This is a genomic window from Paenibacillus macquariensis (genome assembly GCF_900156375.1).
Lineage (GTDB): Bacteria > Bacillota > Bacilli > Paenibacillales > Paenibacillaceae > Paenibacillus_AQ > Paenibacillus_AQ macquariensis.
Genome location: NZ_FTNK01000007.1, coordinates 166,812 through 184,360 on the forward strand (window position 1 = coordinate 166,812; position 17,549 = coordinate 184,360).

Annotated in this window: 14 protein-coding genes and 2 pseudogenes; 9 read left to right on the forward strand and 7 right to left on the reverse strand. The window is 39.9% G+C overall.

The genetic code is table 11. The annotated features are described in order from the left end of the window. Positions 1–312: 312 nt before the first annotated feature. Positions 313–843, forward strand: coding sequence for a GbsR/MarR family transcriptional regulator (locus BW961_RS14695; protein ID WP_068588128.1), 531 nt, complete (start codon positions 313–315; stop codon positions 841–843). Between the two features lie 697 nt (positions 844–1,540). On the opposite strand, the pseudogene BW961_RS14700 reads toward BW961_RS14695, so the two are convergent. Continuing rightward, positions 1,541–1,724 (reverse strand): annotated as a pseudogene (locus tag BW961_RS14700) (RNA polymerase subunit sigma-70); the annotation flags it as partial. Between the two features lie 222 nt (positions 1,725–1,946). Between BW961_RS14700 and BW961_RS14705 the strand changes: the two are divergent. The 5 genes from BW961_RS14705 (at position 1,947) to BW961_RS14725 (ending at position 8,109) form a co-directional block, all read left to right on the forward strand. Beyond that, complete coding sequence (locus BW961_RS14705; protein ID WP_068587836.1) at positions 1,947–2,678, forward strand: GntR family transcriptional regulator; 732 nt, start codon at positions 1,947–1,949, stop codon at positions 2,676–2,678. After that, positions 2,671–4,209, forward strand: coding sequence for a gluconokinase (gene gntK / locus BW961_RS14710; protein WP_068587838.1), 1,539 nt, complete (start codon positions 2,671–2,673; stop codon positions 4,207–4,209). The genes BW961_RS14705 and gntK overlap by 8 nt, the downstream gene beginning before the upstream one ends. 28 nt (positions 4,210–4,237) lie before the next feature. After that, positions 4,238–5,584 (forward strand): GntP family permease, encoded by a 1,347-nt coding sequence (locus tag BW961_RS14715; protein WP_068587841.1) that lies wholly within the window; start codon positions 4,238–4,240, stop codon positions 5,582–5,584. 105 nt (positions 5,585–5,689) lie between these two features. Further along, entirely contained in the window at positions 5,690–7,093 is a 1,404-nt protein-coding gene (gene gnd / locus BW961_RS14720) for a decarboxylating NADP(+)-dependent phosphogluconate dehydrogenase (protein ID WP_068587843.1), read from the forward strand. A 296-nt stretch (positions 7,094–7,389) separates the two neighbouring features. Further along, positions 7,390–8,109 (forward strand): DUF4386 domain-containing protein, encoded by a 720-nt coding sequence (locus BW961_RS14725; protein WP_068587845.1) that lies wholly within the window; start codon positions 7,390–7,392, stop codon positions 8,107–8,109. A 7-nt stretch (positions 8,110–8,116) separates the two neighbouring features. On the opposite strand, the gene BW961_RS14730 is transcribed toward BW961_RS14725, so the two are convergent. The 3 genes from BW961_RS14730 to BW961_RS14740 all read right to left on the reverse strand — a co-directional run bounded on the left by BW961_RS14730 (position 8,117) and on the right by BW961_RS14740 (position 9,423). Further along, positions 8,117–8,701, reverse strand: a complete 585-nt coding sequence (locus tag BW961_RS14730) for a Crp/Fnr family transcriptional regulator (protein ID WP_068587847.1) — start codon at positions 8,699–8,701, stop codon at positions 8,117–8,119. A gap of 47 nt (positions 8,702–8,748) precedes the next feature. Then, a complete protein-coding gene (locus BW961_RS14735; protein ID WP_082867559.1) occupies positions 8,749–8,919 on the reverse strand; it encodes a helix-turn-helix transcriptional regulator in 171 nt (56 codons plus the stop codon). A gap of 69 nt (positions 8,920–8,988) precedes the next feature. Continuing rightward, positions 8,989–9,423 (reverse strand): Lrp/AsnC family transcriptional regulator, encoded by a 435-nt coding sequence (locus BW961_RS14740; protein ID WP_068587850.1) that lies wholly within the window; start codon positions 9,421–9,423, stop codon positions 8,989–8,991. A 156-nt stretch (positions 9,424–9,579) separates the two neighbouring features. On the opposite strand from BW961_RS14740, the gene BW961_RS14745 reads away from it, so the two are divergent. After that, positions 9,580–10,038, forward strand: coding sequence for a VOC family protein (locus BW961_RS14745; RefSeq protein ID WP_068587852.1), 459 nt, complete (start codon positions 9,580–9,582; stop codon positions 10,036–10,038). A 105-nt stretch (positions 10,039–10,143) separates the two neighbouring features. On the opposite strand, the gene BW961_RS14750 is transcribed toward BW961_RS14745, so the two are convergent. Together BW961_RS14750 and BW961_RS29515 are read right to left on the reverse strand one after the other, a co-directional pair. Continuing rightward, positions 10,144–11,130: a cation diffusion facilitator family transporter gene (locus tag BW961_RS14750; protein ID WP_068587854.1), complete on the reverse strand. Its 987-nt coding sequence runs from the start codon at positions 11,128–11,130 to the stop codon at positions 10,144–10,146. Between the two features lie 354 nt (positions 11,131–11,484). Further along, entirely contained in the window at positions 11,485–15,078 is a 3,594-nt protein-coding gene (locus tag BW961_RS29515) for an S-layer homology domain-containing protein (protein ID WP_083714058.1), read from the reverse strand. Between the two features lie 350 nt (positions 15,079–15,428). On the opposite strand from BW961_RS29515, the pseudogene BW961_RS30920 reads away from it, so the two are divergent. Then, positions 15,429–16,155, forward strand: a pseudogene (locus BW961_RS30920) (ABC transporter ATP-binding protein); the annotation flags it as partial. 30 nt (positions 16,156–16,185) lie between these two features. After that, a complete protein-coding gene (locus tag BW961_RS31745; protein ID WP_342190411.1) occupies positions 16,186–16,404 on the forward strand; it encodes a hypothetical protein in 219 nt (72 codons plus the stop codon). A 102-nt stretch (positions 16,405–16,506) separates the two neighbouring features. Here BW961_RS31745 and BW961_RS14790 read toward each other — a convergent pair whose 3' ends face one another. Next, entirely contained in the window at positions 16,507–17,490 is a 984-nt protein-coding gene (locus tag BW961_RS14790) for a potassium channel family protein (protein ID WP_326111528.1), read from the reverse strand. Positions 17,491–17,549 lie beyond the last annotated feature (59 nt).

Consider the following 17,549-nt stretch of genomic DNA (forward strand, 5'->3'; position numbering starts at 1 on the left):
CCCTTTTCACGATTTAGTAGATAATTGATGTTTCCAGAAATCAGGATAATTCCATAAACAATTCAAAAAATATTGAATTGTTATTAATTAAACCTCCAAATACTTAAAATTATCAATCCGTACAATTAATACTGTACATTATAACTTCCCACTTTGTGTCAAATGATTGTCAACCCAGTGTTAAAATTTCGCAAATGAAAAATTCAAATTCCATTTCTCACGAAACCGTTATTTTTGATATAATTAAAAAAAATCTATTGAATCTGTCATTTATGCAGAAATAAAGGAGTGAAAAGTCTATTGTCACAAGAAATGGAATACCACATTTCAGAACAAAGATTACATATCAGACAAATAGTAATTGACGCTATTGCTGAGACGATGGATTTGTACGGCGGCACTCCTTCATCCGGTCAATTGTACGGAATTATGTTCTTTGAAAATAAACCGATGACTCTTGATGAAATGAAAGTACGAATGAATATGAGTAAAAGCAACATGAGCTATGCGGTTAGATCTTTGGTAGAATCTCAAATGGTCAAAAAGTTAGAAGAAAAACAGGATCGAAAAGAACTGTACGTCGCGGAGGTTGATTTTTTTCATACATTTCAAAACTTCTTCACGCTTAAGCTCCAGCGTGAAATCAATGTAATGACAGAAGCCATTAGTAAAGCTCTTCTTGAATTAACAGAAATTATTATCGATGAACATATTACAGACCAGGAGCGTAATCTTGCTCTGCAAGATTTATATAAACTCCGGCATGGACAAACCTATTACGAATGGCTCCAGAAGTTTGTCGATGCCCTGAAACAAGAAGAATATTTCAAAGATTTTGCTTGAGTCTGTAAAATGAATTAGGTTGATCACGAGATAGCGAGTGGGGCAAATATTCGTGACAATTGGAGCAATACACAGAGCCACTTTACTCCTATCCAGGATGTTGTCATGATTTATTTTGGTTCCACGCCGATTTAGAAAATGATATTTCCGTTTCAACATGGGATTAGTTTGGTAATGAGAGCTTTGATGACCTAGAGCCAATTGCATTCTAGAGGGATTATTCTATGAAAGAACAACTAAAAGCAAAAACCAATGCATCTCTCAAATGAGTCGCATTGGTTTCATATTCAATATATTCTCCTGAAATTAATTATAATCAATGTCTTATTATATTTGGAAAAGTGGTCATCCAAACGCTTCCTGCACAAAATTCATGTCCGAATCCCTAGAGACCACACCGAGGTGATATTCGATAGCAGTTGCCAGAATTAGGGCGTTAGGAGTATTAAGTTCGCGATCTTTTCTTTTTGCTCCCTTCTGATGTCTCCTACATTACTAGCAATTTGAGAATTAACCTCGATGCATCTGCGTGAATTAAATAACTTTATACCGTGCAAACGGTATTCAGACTTTAATCCACTAAGCACTTCACACTCTATAATAACGGAAAAATACATAGGTCAACATTCCTATTGAGCCCCAATAGTTTGTCCCACCCTCCCATTACGAACCTCCCCTAAAATCAAACCGCACCTCTCACTGACATCAATTCGTGTTCAATAAGCATATTTCGCGTGGCCGTCTCCTTCGGCCATCAACTTTAAGTACTTGCCCTCATCTTTCTCAGATAGAGGCTGGGGAAATGCATTGTTCTTGACATAAGACACTAGAAGCGAGAGTTCCTTAATAAATAAAGCAATCATACTGATCAGTCCAGACAAAGATGACACCTCCTACTGAATACAACAACCTACTGCGTTAACGGTCATTTTATTCTATGTAGGCGTGTGCCTATCTGTGCATGTACGTTGTAGATATGTATCTTTGGAAAACAAAGATATCGTGACGTAACAGGCACCGATTTATGAAATCGCTTGCAAAATTAATTATTCGCGATATAATACTTGTATACAAGTATACTTAAATAATTAAGAGGTGAGTTTATGACAGAATCACGGGAATTCCTATATCCCTCCAAATGGCTTTCAAAAGCCTCTGCTGGTGACCGTGTAACATACGAGCTTAGAATGCGTATCATTTCCGGCCAGATTGAAAGCGGTACCATACTATCAGAAAATAAATTAGCTATAGATTTCGCTGTAAGTCGCTCACCCATACGTGAAGCGTTAAAAATACTGGCATCCGAAAATATCATCCGATTAGAAAGAATGGGTGCCGTTGTTATTGGTTTATCAGAAATAGAAATAGAAGAGATTTATGATGTCCGTTTACTCATAGAATCGTTTGTATTTGAACGGCTTGTAAGGATAGATACTAATGAATTAATAAAGGAACTTAGTAAAATACTAGAAATGATGAAAGTCGCAATCAAATATAGTGATGCTGATGAGTTTGCCTATCAAGATGTCTTGTTCCATGAAACGATTATTCGTGCAGCTAATCATTCTTACATCCTGATGATCTGGAATAATTTAAAACCCGTTATGGAAAGCTTCATTCTTTTGTCGATGCGTATGCGTTTCAAAGAAAAGGTTGAAGACTTTACTCGCATTATAAAAAATCATGAGCTTTACATTGAAGCAATCCGAACAAAAGATAGAGACCTCATGAGTAAGTCTTTACATGAAAATTTTGATGATGTTCAAGGTAAAGTAGAAGACCTATGGATATCACAACAAATACTCTCGAAAGGAGTAGTGCAGCAAAATGACTAACTATATGTTAGGTATAGATATCGGAACCACAAGTACAAAAGCAGTTTTATTTAGTGAAAAAGGCGAAGTCATCCAACAAGAAAATATGGGGTACCCGCTTTATACACCGGATATGTCGACAGCTGAACAAGACCCAGAAGAGATTTTTCAGGCAGTCCTACAAGCCATTTCGAATATAATGAAACATCATTCACAAAAAAGAATATCGTTTGTTTCATTTAGCAGTGCCATGCATAGTGTCATTGCAATGGATGAAAATGACCAGCCGCTGACGCCTTGTATCACATGGGCAGATAATCGAAGTGAAGCATGGTCACATAAAATAAAAGATGAGTTGAATGGCCATGAAGTCTATAAACGAACGGGAACACCGATTCATCCCATGTCACCATTAACTAAAATAGCTTGGATTGTGAATGACCTTCCTGAAATCGCTGTCAAAGTTAAAAAATATATCGGAATTAAAGAATATATTTTCAAAAAGTTCTTTGATCACTATGTTGTCGATTATTCCCTCGCATCAGCCATGGGCATGATGAATCTCAAAACACTAGATTGGGATGAAGAAGCATTACAAATTGCTGGTATAACACCTGCTCAATTATCTGATCTTGTACCAACAACCAAGATATTTACCAACTGTGATTCAGATTTAGCAAAACAGATGGGTATCGATCCTCAAACATCATTTGTCATTGGTGCAAGCGACGGAGTCCTTTCTAATCTAGGTGTAAATGCGATACGAAAAGGTGAAATTGCCGTCACAATTGGGACAAGCGGTGCCATTCGAACCATTATTGACAAGCCGCAAACTGACGACAAGGGTAGAATATTTTGTTATGCCTTAACAGAAAATCACTGGGTAATTGGCGGGCCGGTAAACAATGGCGGGATGGTCCTTCGCTGGATCCGTGATGAACTTGCCTCATCAGAAGTAGAAACAGCAAAAAGACTAGGAATTGATCCCTATGATGTATTAACTAAGATTGCTGAACGTGTAAGACCAGGATCCGATGGATTGTTATTCCATCCATACCTCTCTGGTGAACGTGCGCCATTATGGAATCCAGATGTACGTGGCTCATTCTTCGGTTTAACGATGTCACATAAGAAGGAACATATGATTCGCGCAGCCCTAGAAGGCGTCATTTACAATTTATACACCGTATTCTTAGCATTAACCGAATGTATGGACGGTCCTGTGACCCGTATTCAAGCTACCGGAGGCTTCGCAAGGTCAGATGTTTGGCGGCAAATGATGTCCGATATATTCGATTCTGAAGTAATCGTTCCAGAAAGCTACGAAAGTTCTTGTCTAGGTGCTTGTATTTTAGGCTTATATGCCACCGGAGTAATCGAATCATTTGAAGTCGTTTCTGAAATGGTTGGCAGTACCTACAAACACACACCAAACAAAGAAGCAACGAAAGAATATAGGCAATTACTGCCGATCTTCATTAACATATCTAGAGTATTAGAAGAAGATTATACACGGATTGCCAACTATCAAAGAAGCTTAATCAAACACTAACAAGATAAACATCAGGGGGGAAATTACAATGCCATTAGTTATTGTAGCCATTGGGATTTTAGCATTATTAATTTTAATAATGGGGTTTAAATTAAACACCTTTATCTCATTAATCATTGTATCGTTCGGTGTCGCTTTAGCACTTGGAATGCCATTGGATGAAATTGTGAAAACCATTGAAGCCGGATTAGGCGGAACACTTGGTCACTTAGCGTTAATCTTTGGACTTGGAGCAATGTTAGGTAAGTTGATCGCTGATTCTGGTGGCGCTCAAAGGATTGCTATGACCCTCGTTAACAAATTTGGTGAGAAAAATATTCAATGGGCGGTTGTAGCTGCTTCGTTCATTATCGGTGTGGCATTATTTTTCGAAGTAGGATTAGTATTATTAATTCCAATTGTATTCGCCATTTCAAGACAATTAAAGGTTTCTATTCTTTATCTCGGTATTCCGATGGCTGCAGCTTTATCCGTAACACACGGTTTCTTACCTCCTCACCCAGGACCTACAGTTATTGCTGGTGAGTATGGCGCAGACATTGGTGAAGTTTTACTTTATGGTTTCATTATTGCAATTCCAACAGTTATTTTGGCTGGACCAGTATTTACTAAGCTTGCCAAAAAACTCGTACCTGCATCATTTTCGAAGACAGGTAATATTGCCTCTCTAGGCGAACAAAAAGAATTTAAATTGGAAGACACACCTGGATTTGGTATCAGTGTATTTACCGCAATGCTTCCTGTTATTTTAATGTCTATTGCTACGATTATTACATTGCTTCAAAAAACGATGGGATTTGAAGATAATAGTCTACTCGCTGCTATTCGTTTTATTGGCGATGCATCAACTTCCATGTTGATTTCCTTACTGGTTGCTGTCTATACCATGGGATTAGCAAGAAAAATTCCAATCAAAACTGTCATGCAATCTTGTACAACTGCTATTACTCATATTGGGATGATGCTCTTAATCATTGGGGGCGGCGGAGCCTTCAAACAAGTATTGATTAATGGCGGCGTGGGTGACTATGTAGCCGAACTATTCCAAGGAACTTCATTATCACCCATCTTGCTTGCCTGGATCATCGCTGCAATCTTACGTATTTCCTTAGGTTCTGCTACTGTTGCAGCTTTAACAACTGCTGGTTTAGTTATTCCAATGTTAGGACAATCTGACGTTAATCTTGCTTTAGTTGTGCTTGCAACGGGAGCAGGTAGTTTAATAGCTTCACATGTTAACGATGCTGGTTTCTGGATGTTTAAAGAGTATTTTGGTCTAAGTATGAAAGAAACATTTGCGACATGGACATTGCTTGAGACAATCGTTTCTGTTGCTGGATTAGGATTTATTCTATTACTAAGTTTATTCGTATAACAACAATATTTGTAGGCAGTAAATCCCCCCACTTATTCTCTTAGAATCTTCTGAGTCAATAAGTGAGGTTTTTTTCTACCTATTAATTAGAAGGAGCAGAAAAAAATGTTCAATACAATTGGTGTCATTGGTTTAGGGGTCATGGGCAGTAATATCGCTTTAAACATGGCTAGTAAAGGTGAACAAGTGGCTGTCTATAATTATACGAGGGACTTAACCGATAATCTTATTGGCACAACGGAAGGTCAATTACTCCATCCCTACTACGAAATTCAAGATTTTGTTCACTCCCTAGAAATGCCAAGAAAAATCTTCCTTATGGTCACAGCGGGTAAACCGATTGATTCGGTGATCGGTACATTAGTACCTTTTCTTGAAGCAGGCGATGTGATCATGGACGGTGGTAACTCCCATTACGAAGATACTGAACGTAGATATGATGAGTTGAAGTCTAAAGGAATGGGTTATTTAGGAATCGGTATTTCCGGGGGCGAAGTTGGGGCTTTAAACGGACCTTCGATAATGCCTGGTGGAGATAAAGACACATATGATAAAGTAGCTCCTATTCTAACAAAAATAGCAGCCCAAGTGGACAAAGATCCTTGCTGTGTTTATATGGGTTCAAAAGGATCAGGTCACTTTGTGAAAATGGTCCATAACGGAATCGAGTATGCAGATATGCAATTAATTGCAGAAGCCTATACATTTTTAAGAAAAAGGTTAGATTTATCTGTTAACGAAATTGCTGACATCTTTGAATCATGGAATCAAGGTGAACTGAACAGTTATTTAATCCAAATCACCGCAGAGATTTTACGGAAAAAGGATGAAATAACAGGCTTACCGCTGATCGACGTGATTCTTGATAAAACAGGACAAAAAGGCACAGGTAAATGGACGAGCATTCAAGCAATAGAGACCGGGATCCCATCATCCATTATTACTGAGTCATTATTTGCCCGTTACATCTCTTCTTTAAAAGAGGAACGGGTTTATGCAGACAATATCCTATCCGGCCCAGAGATGGATCCTCAGGGTTTAGATAAGGATTTGTGGATTGAGTACATTCGACAAGCATTATATATGGGCAAAATTTGTGCCTACGCGCAAGGATTTACACAATATAAAATGACTTCTGAACTTTACGGATGGGATTTACCTTTAAAGGATATTGCCCTTATTTTCCGTGGTGGATGTATCATTCGTGCAGAATTTTTAAACGTCATAAGCGAAACCTATCAAGCACAGCCGAATCTCGCTAATCTATTAATCGCCCCTTATTTTGCTGAAAAGGTTAAAGAATATCAAATAGGATTGCGAAAAGTTGCCTGTGAGGGCATTAATTCTGGTATTTCGTTTCCATGTTTAAGTGCTTCACTTACGTATTACGATAGTTACCGGACAGGCATGTCAAATGCTAACCTTTTGCAAGCACAACGGGATTATTTTGGAGCTCATACTTATGAACGAAGTGATTTAGCAGGATTTTTCCACACAAACTGGCAGTGATCGATCGTGTTAGTAGAGGTTTCGTGATTTCGTGATTTGGCGTAATGCCCCGTAAATATCCAGAGCCCAAATGAAGTAGATCTTTCCCTTCATTTGGGCTTTCCTTTTGAATACATTTTCCCCACTCCTAAAAATACAGTACAAAAACCGCACCTATTTATGGTACGGTTCGGCGAATCTAATCTGTAAATAATGATGAACCCCAAAATGATTACGCACCATTGACTTAAGTCAATGAACGTCATAAACCTCCCTATTACAATGGAATCACGACTAATAATTAGGAGGAGTTATTGATGGTTACCTCAGGAAAAGTTCTATCGGATTTGCGAAAGTCTGCTCTGACTGCTGGCATATCACTTATTATCATGGCGCTTGCAGCATTTTTTTCGTATGGCTATGTCCATGAAAGCCTTCTGGTGCAAGGGGATGCCCGCGCTACACTTCAGAACATCATTTCACAAAATATGCTTTTCAAAGCTGAAATCTTTGGTTGGATCATTATCCTGATCTGTGACATTGTGGTCGCCTGGTCTTTCTATATATTCCTGAAGCCAATGAATAGAAATCTTTCATTGCTGGGTGCATGGCTCCGACTTACTTATGCGACTATATTGGGAATTGCGATAATGAATTTAATGTTTGTGTTGCTTCTCTCAAACAATACAGTCGATTTATCATTACTTACAACCGAACAACTTCAAGTACAAGTTATGTTGTATCTGAAAGCCTTTGATTCAATATGGTCCATTGGTTTAATTGTTTTTGGCGGGCATCTACTGATTGTAGGATGGGTGGCTCTCAAATCAGGCAGCGTACCTAAATTGATTAGCATCCTATTATTGATTGCTGCAACGGGTTATATTGTCATCCACCTGTGCAACACGATTCTTCCACAAGACCATTGGATCATTACGATACTTGAATTTGTATTTACTGTACCCATGATTGTAGGAGAATTAGGCTTTGGGTTATGGCTGCTGTTCAGAGGAGGGAAAGTCATTGCAAAGGCGTAACTTCTAGCTAATCTTTATCTTTATGAACTCTCTTCTTAATTCTGCTAAATGACTCTGGAGTCATACCGAGATAACTTGCCAATTGATGTTGGGGTACGCGATCGATTAAATAAGGGCGTTTCTTTAAAAATCCTTTGAAGCGGTCTTCTGGTGATGAAGCGATAAAAGCTGCGAATTCTTCTTGTACCTGACCAAAGTTCTCCTCGATTATCTTACGTGTCATAGACTCCAATTGAGCGTATTTGTTATACATGTCCTTTTCGATATCTAGTTTGCCAACGACCATCACAGAATCTTCAAGGCACGTAAAGGTGTATTCCGATGATTTATCTACTCTATGATGATTAAAAATTGAAATGGCTTGCTCTTCGGTGTAGAAATTCGATGTGACTTCTCTTCCCGCTTCATCTATCGAATACTGCCTTATGCATCCCTTCAAGACGAAATAACATTTCGTGGGAACATCTCCTTGTGTTAGAAGGGTGGTTCCCCTTTTATATTCTTCAATATGTAATTCATTAACGATTGCTTGTTGTTCTTCTTCGTTAAGGGATGTCAGTCCAGTCATATACTTAAATAATATGTCCTTCATTTTCGCTCTCCTTTCGTCTCATCTCACTCTCTATTGCGATTATAACTCTACATTAACAAATGGGTTCGAGAAAGAGGTATCCCCGCTTCACTCATTTTATCTATATCTCTATAAATTGTTCTCACGGATACCTCAAAGTGCTCAGCAAGCGCTTTACCCGTAAGCATGCCCTTACTTGAAAGAATAAGGAGAATAGAAAATAATCTGTCTGCCCTCATTGATCAACTGTCCTCTCAACTTCAATTTAACTACAATATTTTACACTCACTCATTCATAAATAAACCATTTAGAGCAAAACCCTGTTTTCCAATATATTTTTCAAACTGATATGAGACTTTGAAGGTCCGAATTTTATAATGGAATCTTGAAACTCTGCAAGTTCCTCAATAGATGCGGTTTGTACCTTAATGAGATAATTATATTCTCCACTAATGCGAAATAAATCAGTTACTTCCATAGCATGTTCACAAAAGTCAGTGAGCTCTTGGCAATGTTCTGTTTTTAATAGCATAAAAGTGGTCGTCCCACGATTTAGATCCCGTAAATTAAAAACGGTGTTATACCCAGAAATGATATTCTTTTCTTCCAACTTGATTATTCTTTCTTTAACGGATGGTTGCGACATCGAAACCTCTTTGCTAATTTGTGAAATGGACATTCGTGCATTGTACTGAAGTAATACCATGATCTTGCGATCAATGTCATCCAAAAGATGTTGCATATAAGCCCCCCTGACCCAATTTAATAAAATAAACCCATTCAACTAAAATACCTTAAATTCAATAACCATCTTAGTATAAAATACTTATCTTTTATATGTATCTCATATTTTAATGCAACTATAATAAATATATATTAAATATGGGAGCGATGATAGATGAGTGTAAAAGGCCTTTCACATGTAGCTATCCAAGCAAGAGATTATAAAGCAACGATTACATTTTATATTGAAGTTCTAGGATTCAAGTTAGGTCATCATTGGAGTCTACCATCTTTTCAAATTAAGGAAGCCTCCATGCTGATTTCACCTGACCAAAGAACCTGTATTGAGATCTTTGATAACGATGCAGTCATCCCCGCGCAAGGGAAGAAAGCATTATCTGAAGAAGATATAGCTCACGGAGCATTGTTGCATCTCGCATTCTATGTGGATAACGTAGATGAAATGTATCAAAAAGCCCTTACTCATGGAGCAAAGGCTTTTATAGAACCGGATTCCCTTTCTCTTGGCGAACCCGCTATCCTAGTAAGGAACGCTATCATTCACAGTCCTAATGGGGAAGTTATCGAATTTATAGAAGATGTTGATTTCGATATGTCTACCCACACGAAGTGATAATGGGTCACAATCAAAAAAAGGTGGTGTAGGAATGACTTCCTGCACCACTTCTTGTACATATTATGATATTTGTTTAAATCGCATCTACATTAAGTTGAAATGCTATTCGCTAACAATCCAACTTTGCTGATCATCATCCTCTATAATCCCGAACGTAACATCTACGATATCCGGATCTTGTAACACAAGATTTCGAATATCGAATTTAAAATCATCTGCCTCAGCAAGGGTAAGACCTTTTTCAAGCTCAATCAGGCCATCCACATGATAGTAACGGCCTTCTTGCATAATCCGCAAAGAATAAATATCTTTCACATGCGGTGCTTGAAGTATAATATTCGAAATTCTTGTTTCTATATCTTGTGGTGCTGCTACGCCAATCAGACCGACCATATTATCATAGCCCACTTTAAAAGCAACTCCGACCATTAGCACACCTATGAGAATTGTAGTTATTCCGTCCAAATAGGGCGAAGCTACAAACGAAGTGATAACGATGGTAATAAGTGCAAGAAGTGCTCCTGATACAGCTACAAGATCCTCATAGAATACCAGTCTCGTAGGGGGGGCTGAACGACTCACATTTTTAAATGCACCTGCTACTATCCCCATACCGTGTATCTCTACTCGAGCTTCATGGAGAATTTCTTTCATCGCTTTATACAGAATAGCCCCGTCAATCACAACGTTAATTACAAGTACAGCCACACTGAGCCAGAAGTATCCTCCGCTCTGCTGCGGATGCTGGATTAAATGTATCCCTTCGCGGATCGTTTCATATGCCATAACGGTAACAACGAGGACTGCAATCATACAAAAAATATTGATGACACGCCCGAAACCTGTTGGGAAACGTCGTGTAGCTTTTTTCTCCGAGAGTACACTTCCAACAAATACAAAACCTTGGTTAATCGCATCTGCAAGTGAATGCATAGCTGATGCAAACATTGTTCCACTACCGCTCAATGATGCAGCAACCGTCTTAATTCCAGCCAGTACTGCATTACCCGTCATAGCTATCGCAGACGATTTATTTCCTTTTTTTATTAACTGCCAAAGCGTTTCTTTGTCTGTGGATACAGGTCTCATTGTTCCTCCTAATGATTCGCAAGTGACGTTATTTAATTCTAGTCTTTCCTATTTTTTTGAAAATAGCAATGTTGACTCTTGATGTTCGTAACACAACCTATACCGCTGGCAATCGGCACTGAAAGCTCAAATGTATGTACGGAGTTTACCCTACTAAGTTTCACGATGCTTTCAAGAACGCTTGCTGTTTCCAATCCTGGACGACATGTGCGGCGTCCATGCGAATATAAGTTTATTTAAGTTACATCTCGCCTTCTATGCCCTCCTCTTCCCCCAAGTTCCAAATTAAGTCCACATACAAAAATACGGTAGGTACTGTTTAGCAGTACCTACCGTATGAGTGATAATTGTTTACTACTCTACATCTAGTGAATGACCAAGACTTGCATTCAACATCCGTAGAATCATAACTAATGACTCCGATCTCGTAGCATTCGCATTCGGTTTGAATGAACCATCCGCTGCACCCTTTACGATCCCCATGTCGGATAATGTAGCAATCTCAGCTTCTGCCCAGTTACCCGAAATATCATTGAACTTATCATTTTTCACTAATGTAGTGTTCATTACTTTTGCTAGCATAGCCACGATTTCCGCTCTTGTGATGGTCTGATTCGGCTTGAACGTTCCATCTACGTAGCCGTTGATAATACCACTAGCTTGTAACGTTGCAATTGTATCTGCCGCCCAATGACCCTTGGTGTCCTTAAAGCTAGAATCACCTTTAGACGTTAATCCAAGTGCTCTTACTAACATAGCCGCAAATTCTGCTCTACTTATCGTAGCATTACCCTGGAATGAGCCATTTGCATTTCCCTTAATGATCCCAAGCTTAGCTGCTAACTCGATGGCTTTAGCATTTGGAGCACTTGCAGGTACATCCTTAAATGTTACTGCTGGTGCGGTCTTTGCTTTTTCTACTAGCGCATTGATTACATCGATATTAACCTTATCGTTGTAGAATGGCTTCGGTGTTGTTGTTGTCGGTGGTGCTGTTGGTGGTGTTGATGGTGCTGTCGGTGGTGCTGTCGGTGGTGCTGTCGGTGGTGCTGTCGGTGGTGCTGTCGGTGGTGCTGTCGGTGGTGCTGTCGGTGGTGCTGTCGGTGTGGTTGGACCTTCTCCATTACGCGTCCACTTCGCATACAGCGTCTTATCCCCCGTGATCAGGAATGTCTCTGCAGCTGCAAAGCTTTTCCCTTGCCCGTTTGCTAACGTGTTCCAACCTGAGAAGGTGTAACCCTTCTTGATTAGATTGCCTGTATTACCTGAGACGCTAGCTGATTCACCCTTTGAATAAGCCATGCTGTCATCCGGCACGACTCCTTCGGTGTTGCCGTTGCCATCATAAGTTACATACATCTGTAGAGCCCTTAAATAAGGAAACCCATTATTCTTGAATGAATGAATTCCCCAAGTCGCTGTGAAGTTCCAATCAGCCTCGGGATAATTGCTTTGCAGCTTCATGTCTGCAGTGGAAAGACCGACACCTTTCCCTGTATCCGACTGCCCTGTTGTTTCGCTGTTATAGAAGCTGCTGGTGATGGTTCCATAATCATTGAATCTAGCTAAACCGCCTGTATCAGAGCTGCCATGCCCGCTTAATGTTGCGAAGCTTCTATCGTTGGTTCCATCGTCATTGAATCCGACTAAACCGCCTGTATTAGAATTTCCACTTACTTTTCCTGTTGCGTAGCTACTGGTGAGGGTTCCGTAGTTGTATCCTACCAAACCACCTATATAATAATCTCCACTTACACTTGCTGTTACATAGCTGTTGTTAATGGTTCCTTCATTGTATCCTACCAAACCGCCTATATAACCACTCTCTTCGTTATTTCCGCTTACCTTTCCTGTGACGTAGCTATTACTGATTGTTCCTTCATTAGTTCCTGCTAAACCGCCTACTTGATTCATACCACTAACATCAACATTCTCAAGTATGATGTTGGTCAATACTCCATCGGAATATATATCTCCGAATAATCCTGGTCCAGAATTGACCAACAAATTCTTGATTTTATATCCATTGCCGTCTAATGTTCCATTAAATTCACTGATAGGTGTCCACAATCCGTCGGAATAGGTACTCAAATCAATATTCGCTGCAAGTTTAAAATGTTTGTCATTCTCGTTATTATAATATCCAATCTTAGCAAACTGAGCAGCCGTTGCAATCTGATAAGGATCTTCTACCGTCCCTGAACCCACTTCAAAGACTTCAGAAGTTACAGGGAAAACCGCGGTAACGACTCCATCCCCAGCTAAATTCGTGGCTGCTGCACCCTCTACTTTAAAAAAGTTTGCTGGCAAATCTGTTAAGGTATAACCACTTTTCGGGGTGAGTGTAATCGTTGCTGTATACGCTACTCCTGCTTCGAATCCATCATTTGCAGGTGACCATACAACCGTACCTGTATATTCATCCGTTGAAGTAATCGAGTTTTCTGGATAATCGAATACAACGGGAGCAGTTACTCCTTCAATGGTCGATATGGAGACTGACCCTGTCTTGATATTGTTAGCATCCACACTCAAAATTTGAACAATAGACGCGGGTTGCGTAGCTGTTTTCTTCAATCGTACAGAGATCTGATCGCCTTGCGTAACGGCAATGTTATCTACGCTTGTACCCGTAATCGCAGCAAAGGGAGCTGAGTTGACTTTGTACTCCATTGCATCTGATACGTTAGTTAACTGAGTTGAGCCTATGACATCTGTTCCCACAACTAAAATGGCTGTCGGTGCAACTGCCGGCTTAAGGTTCGTGTCATTAACTCTTAATGTTATTGAGCTTGTTGAGTCTTCCGCTATTCGGACAGAGACCTCAGTCCCAAGACTCGCAGGAATATTATCCACATTAATATTATATACATCACCTGTAACCGAGAAATCACTTCCATTGTCAACCGTATATACCATACCCGGTGAAACATGATTCAATTTCGTAGTTCCGTTATCTGTTCCTGACGTCAAGGCTGTATGTCCCCATAACAAAGGATATTGTCCTGGGACGATATACCACTCCGAGTTGAAATCCCAATCACTAAATGTGGATTTATCCTTCATCTTTTCAGTTATTATTCCTTGACCTTTTCCTGTATCCGATTGATTTGTTGTTCCGATATCGTAGTAGCTATTATTGATTGTTCCACTGCTGTTTATTGCGACTAACCCCCCCACACTGGATTGCCCAGTTACTCTTCCTGTAGCATAACTATTGTTGATTGTTGGAGAGAAACCACTTCCGCCTTCAAGACCTACCAAACCACCCGCAACAGGTCCATTCACACTTCCTGTGGCGTAGCTGCTATTGATATCCCCTAGGTTATATCCCACTAAGCCGCCTGCCACGTTTGTAGTTGTATTTACACTTCCAGTCGAGAAACTATTGTTGATTGTGCCACTGCTAGACCCCACTAAGCCGCCCACAAAATTTTTTCCACTCATACTTCCTGAAGTTGAGCTATTGTGGATTCTCCCCTGATTAATACCGGTCAGGCCGCCCGTATAATGCCCACCAATAACATTTATATTTTCAAGACTAATATTACTTACCTCACCATTGGGATAAATGTATGCGAAGAGCCCTACCCCAGTATACTCAGATGCTGGTCGGTTAATCTTTAGATTCGTGATCTTATAACCATTGCCGTCCAAGCTTGCTGAAAAATCTGTTATAGGCATCCAGCCTTCACCACTTGCATAACTGCTTAAATCTATATCCGCAATCAGTTTATAATAAGTACTATATTTCTTATCTCTCACCTTATTCAGTTGATCAGCAGATGCAATCAGATAAGGATCACCTATAGATCCACTTCCACCTTCGAACTGTACAGAATCAGCGGCATACGCTTGTTTCCCTCCAACTAACACCCCATTGAATCCACCGAGCACCATCAACATCGCTAAGATGACGGTCATTGCTTTTTTTAACATGATACGCATTACATTTCCTCCTTAAAATCTATATATTACTCATATTCATGACTAGCATAACTCACTCCAATGACAGCAGAATGACAAACTACGACAATAGGCTTAAATAACATCAAAAAAAAGCCCTTCATGCAAAGGACTCTCCATCTTTTCCAACAGATATATATTGAATACTTGAATTATTTACTAGACCATCCACTCGCCAAATATATTATTTTTCGCTTTTGAAAATGATTTTAAATATAGGGTAGAATACGCAGAATGAAATCGTACCATTGATAGTCATTGTTTAAATATATCACTGTACTCATGTAACACTAACGTACATCTCAGTCCTACATAGAAAAGGAGGTAAGCATATGATTCAATTTCAAGGGATTAACAAGGTATATGAGAATGGTAATGTCGTGCTTAAGGATATTAATCTTACGATCAAAGAAGGCTAGATCACTGTATTAATCGGCCCCAGTGGCTGTGGCAAAACGACGACGATGAAAATGATAAATCGATTAATTAAACCCTCCAAAGGTCAATAACCCTCTATGGTGAGGATATTTCTACGATGGATCCCGTAACGCTTCGCAGGAAGATAGGTTATGTGATTCAAACTATTGGACTGTTTCCACATATGAATATTGCTAAAAACGTGGGTGTAGTTCCCCGCTTGCAGAAATGGGACAAGCAAAAAACAGATACAAAGGTAGACGAGCTTCTGAAGATGGTTAACTTAGATCCCGACTTATATCGAAATCGTTATCCCTCAGAATTAAGCGGAGGACAACAGCGGCGGATCGGTGTTATCCGTGCTCTACTGCGGATCCTAACGTTATCCTAATGGATGAGCCTTTCAGTGCGTTGGATCCCATTAGTCGCGAACAGTTACAGGAGGAGTTAATTCGTCTACAACAAGAGTTGCGAAAGACGATTGTCTTCGTCACCCATGATATGGATGAAGCTATCAAAATTGCCGACACCATCATATTAATGAAGGACGGTCAAGTTATCCAAACGGGACAACCTGAACATATATTGCGTCATCCGGCGAATGATTTTGTGAAGAACTTTTTTGGAACGAAAAGAATGCAAGTGCAACTTCCTCTAGCCCTACCGTTCTTAATGGCTGGACTTCGCATAGTGGCGGTTATTGCTATCGGTGTAGCCACACTCGCTCCACTCATTGGCGGTGAAGGATTAGGACGTGAAATTTATTCCGGCCTTAACCTTCATAATAATATCAAAATATATGTGGGTGCGATTCCCGCCTGTCTACTTGCTATTCTCGCTGATATTGTCCTCGGTATGCTTCAGAATAAGCTGAAGCGCCGTAATCAATAGCGAACCTGATTACATTAAGAAGAGGGAACGACTCCACATACGAGTCGTTCCCTCTTTGCGATGCTTATTATGAAGTTCTATCCCCAAAAGCCACTATAAACCCTATCCCTTAATACGCTTATAAGTCTCTTCATCCGATACAATATACAACCTGGCACCCTCAGGAATAAGTTGGTCAAGCTTACGATTAATGCTAAGATCGCTGCGGTCGGACAATAGCGTAGCTCCCTGACGGAGTAAGTCCTGAAACGCCTCTCCATACGTCTTCCAAGTACGATTAAGCGGTATTTCATATATATCGTCGCCATACTGACGACTCAACAATTGTGTAATAACCTCAGAGTTCCCCTCTTGCAAAGCTGATCGTACCGCTAATCTGGAGATCGCATCATGTGACAGCACGAATTCATTCACCTGAACATGCCGAAAGTTCTGAATGTTCTTCTCCTGCATAATTTCTACAGTCGTATGTACTTGTGGTGCAATCCGCTCAATACTAGAGGCAATCAGGAGCGATTTACCGTCGATCAATGACGCTTCATCAATACGTATGTCACCGAAGACGATCGCGGCCTTAGCCCCTGTAATATTAGCCTTGAGGAGAATCTCATCACTTGATGGATCACCGCTAATGAAGTGGACATGATCCATATGCTCCACCGGATGGTTGCCCGTCTCATCAATGATTACGATGTGGCATTTCGATGAATAACATAGAATTTCATCTACGGCTGCCTGTGCCTTCTTGCTCCAATTAATCAATATGACATGATCTCCGCCACGAAAGCTCAATGTACCAGCCCCTCTCCTTCTTTGCACCTCTGCGATAGAGTCAATCACCTTACCAATAACTAAGCTCAACAGCCCAATCCCAAAGATATATAGAAACATCGTAAAGACCTTACCGATGTCTGTTTTCGCAAAGTAATCACCATATCCGACTGTAGCCATCGTTGTCATCACCCAGTAAAATGCATTAAACCAGTTACCAAAGGTATCTGGCTCAAGTACAAACGCCATCGTTGCACTTATAACAATAAAGAGTAGGATAATCAACCCGATAGCCCTTTTTCTTAAGCGCATCATCTTTGTCGATATCCTGATAATAAAATGCACCTGTTCACCCCTTCTCGGTATCTAATAAG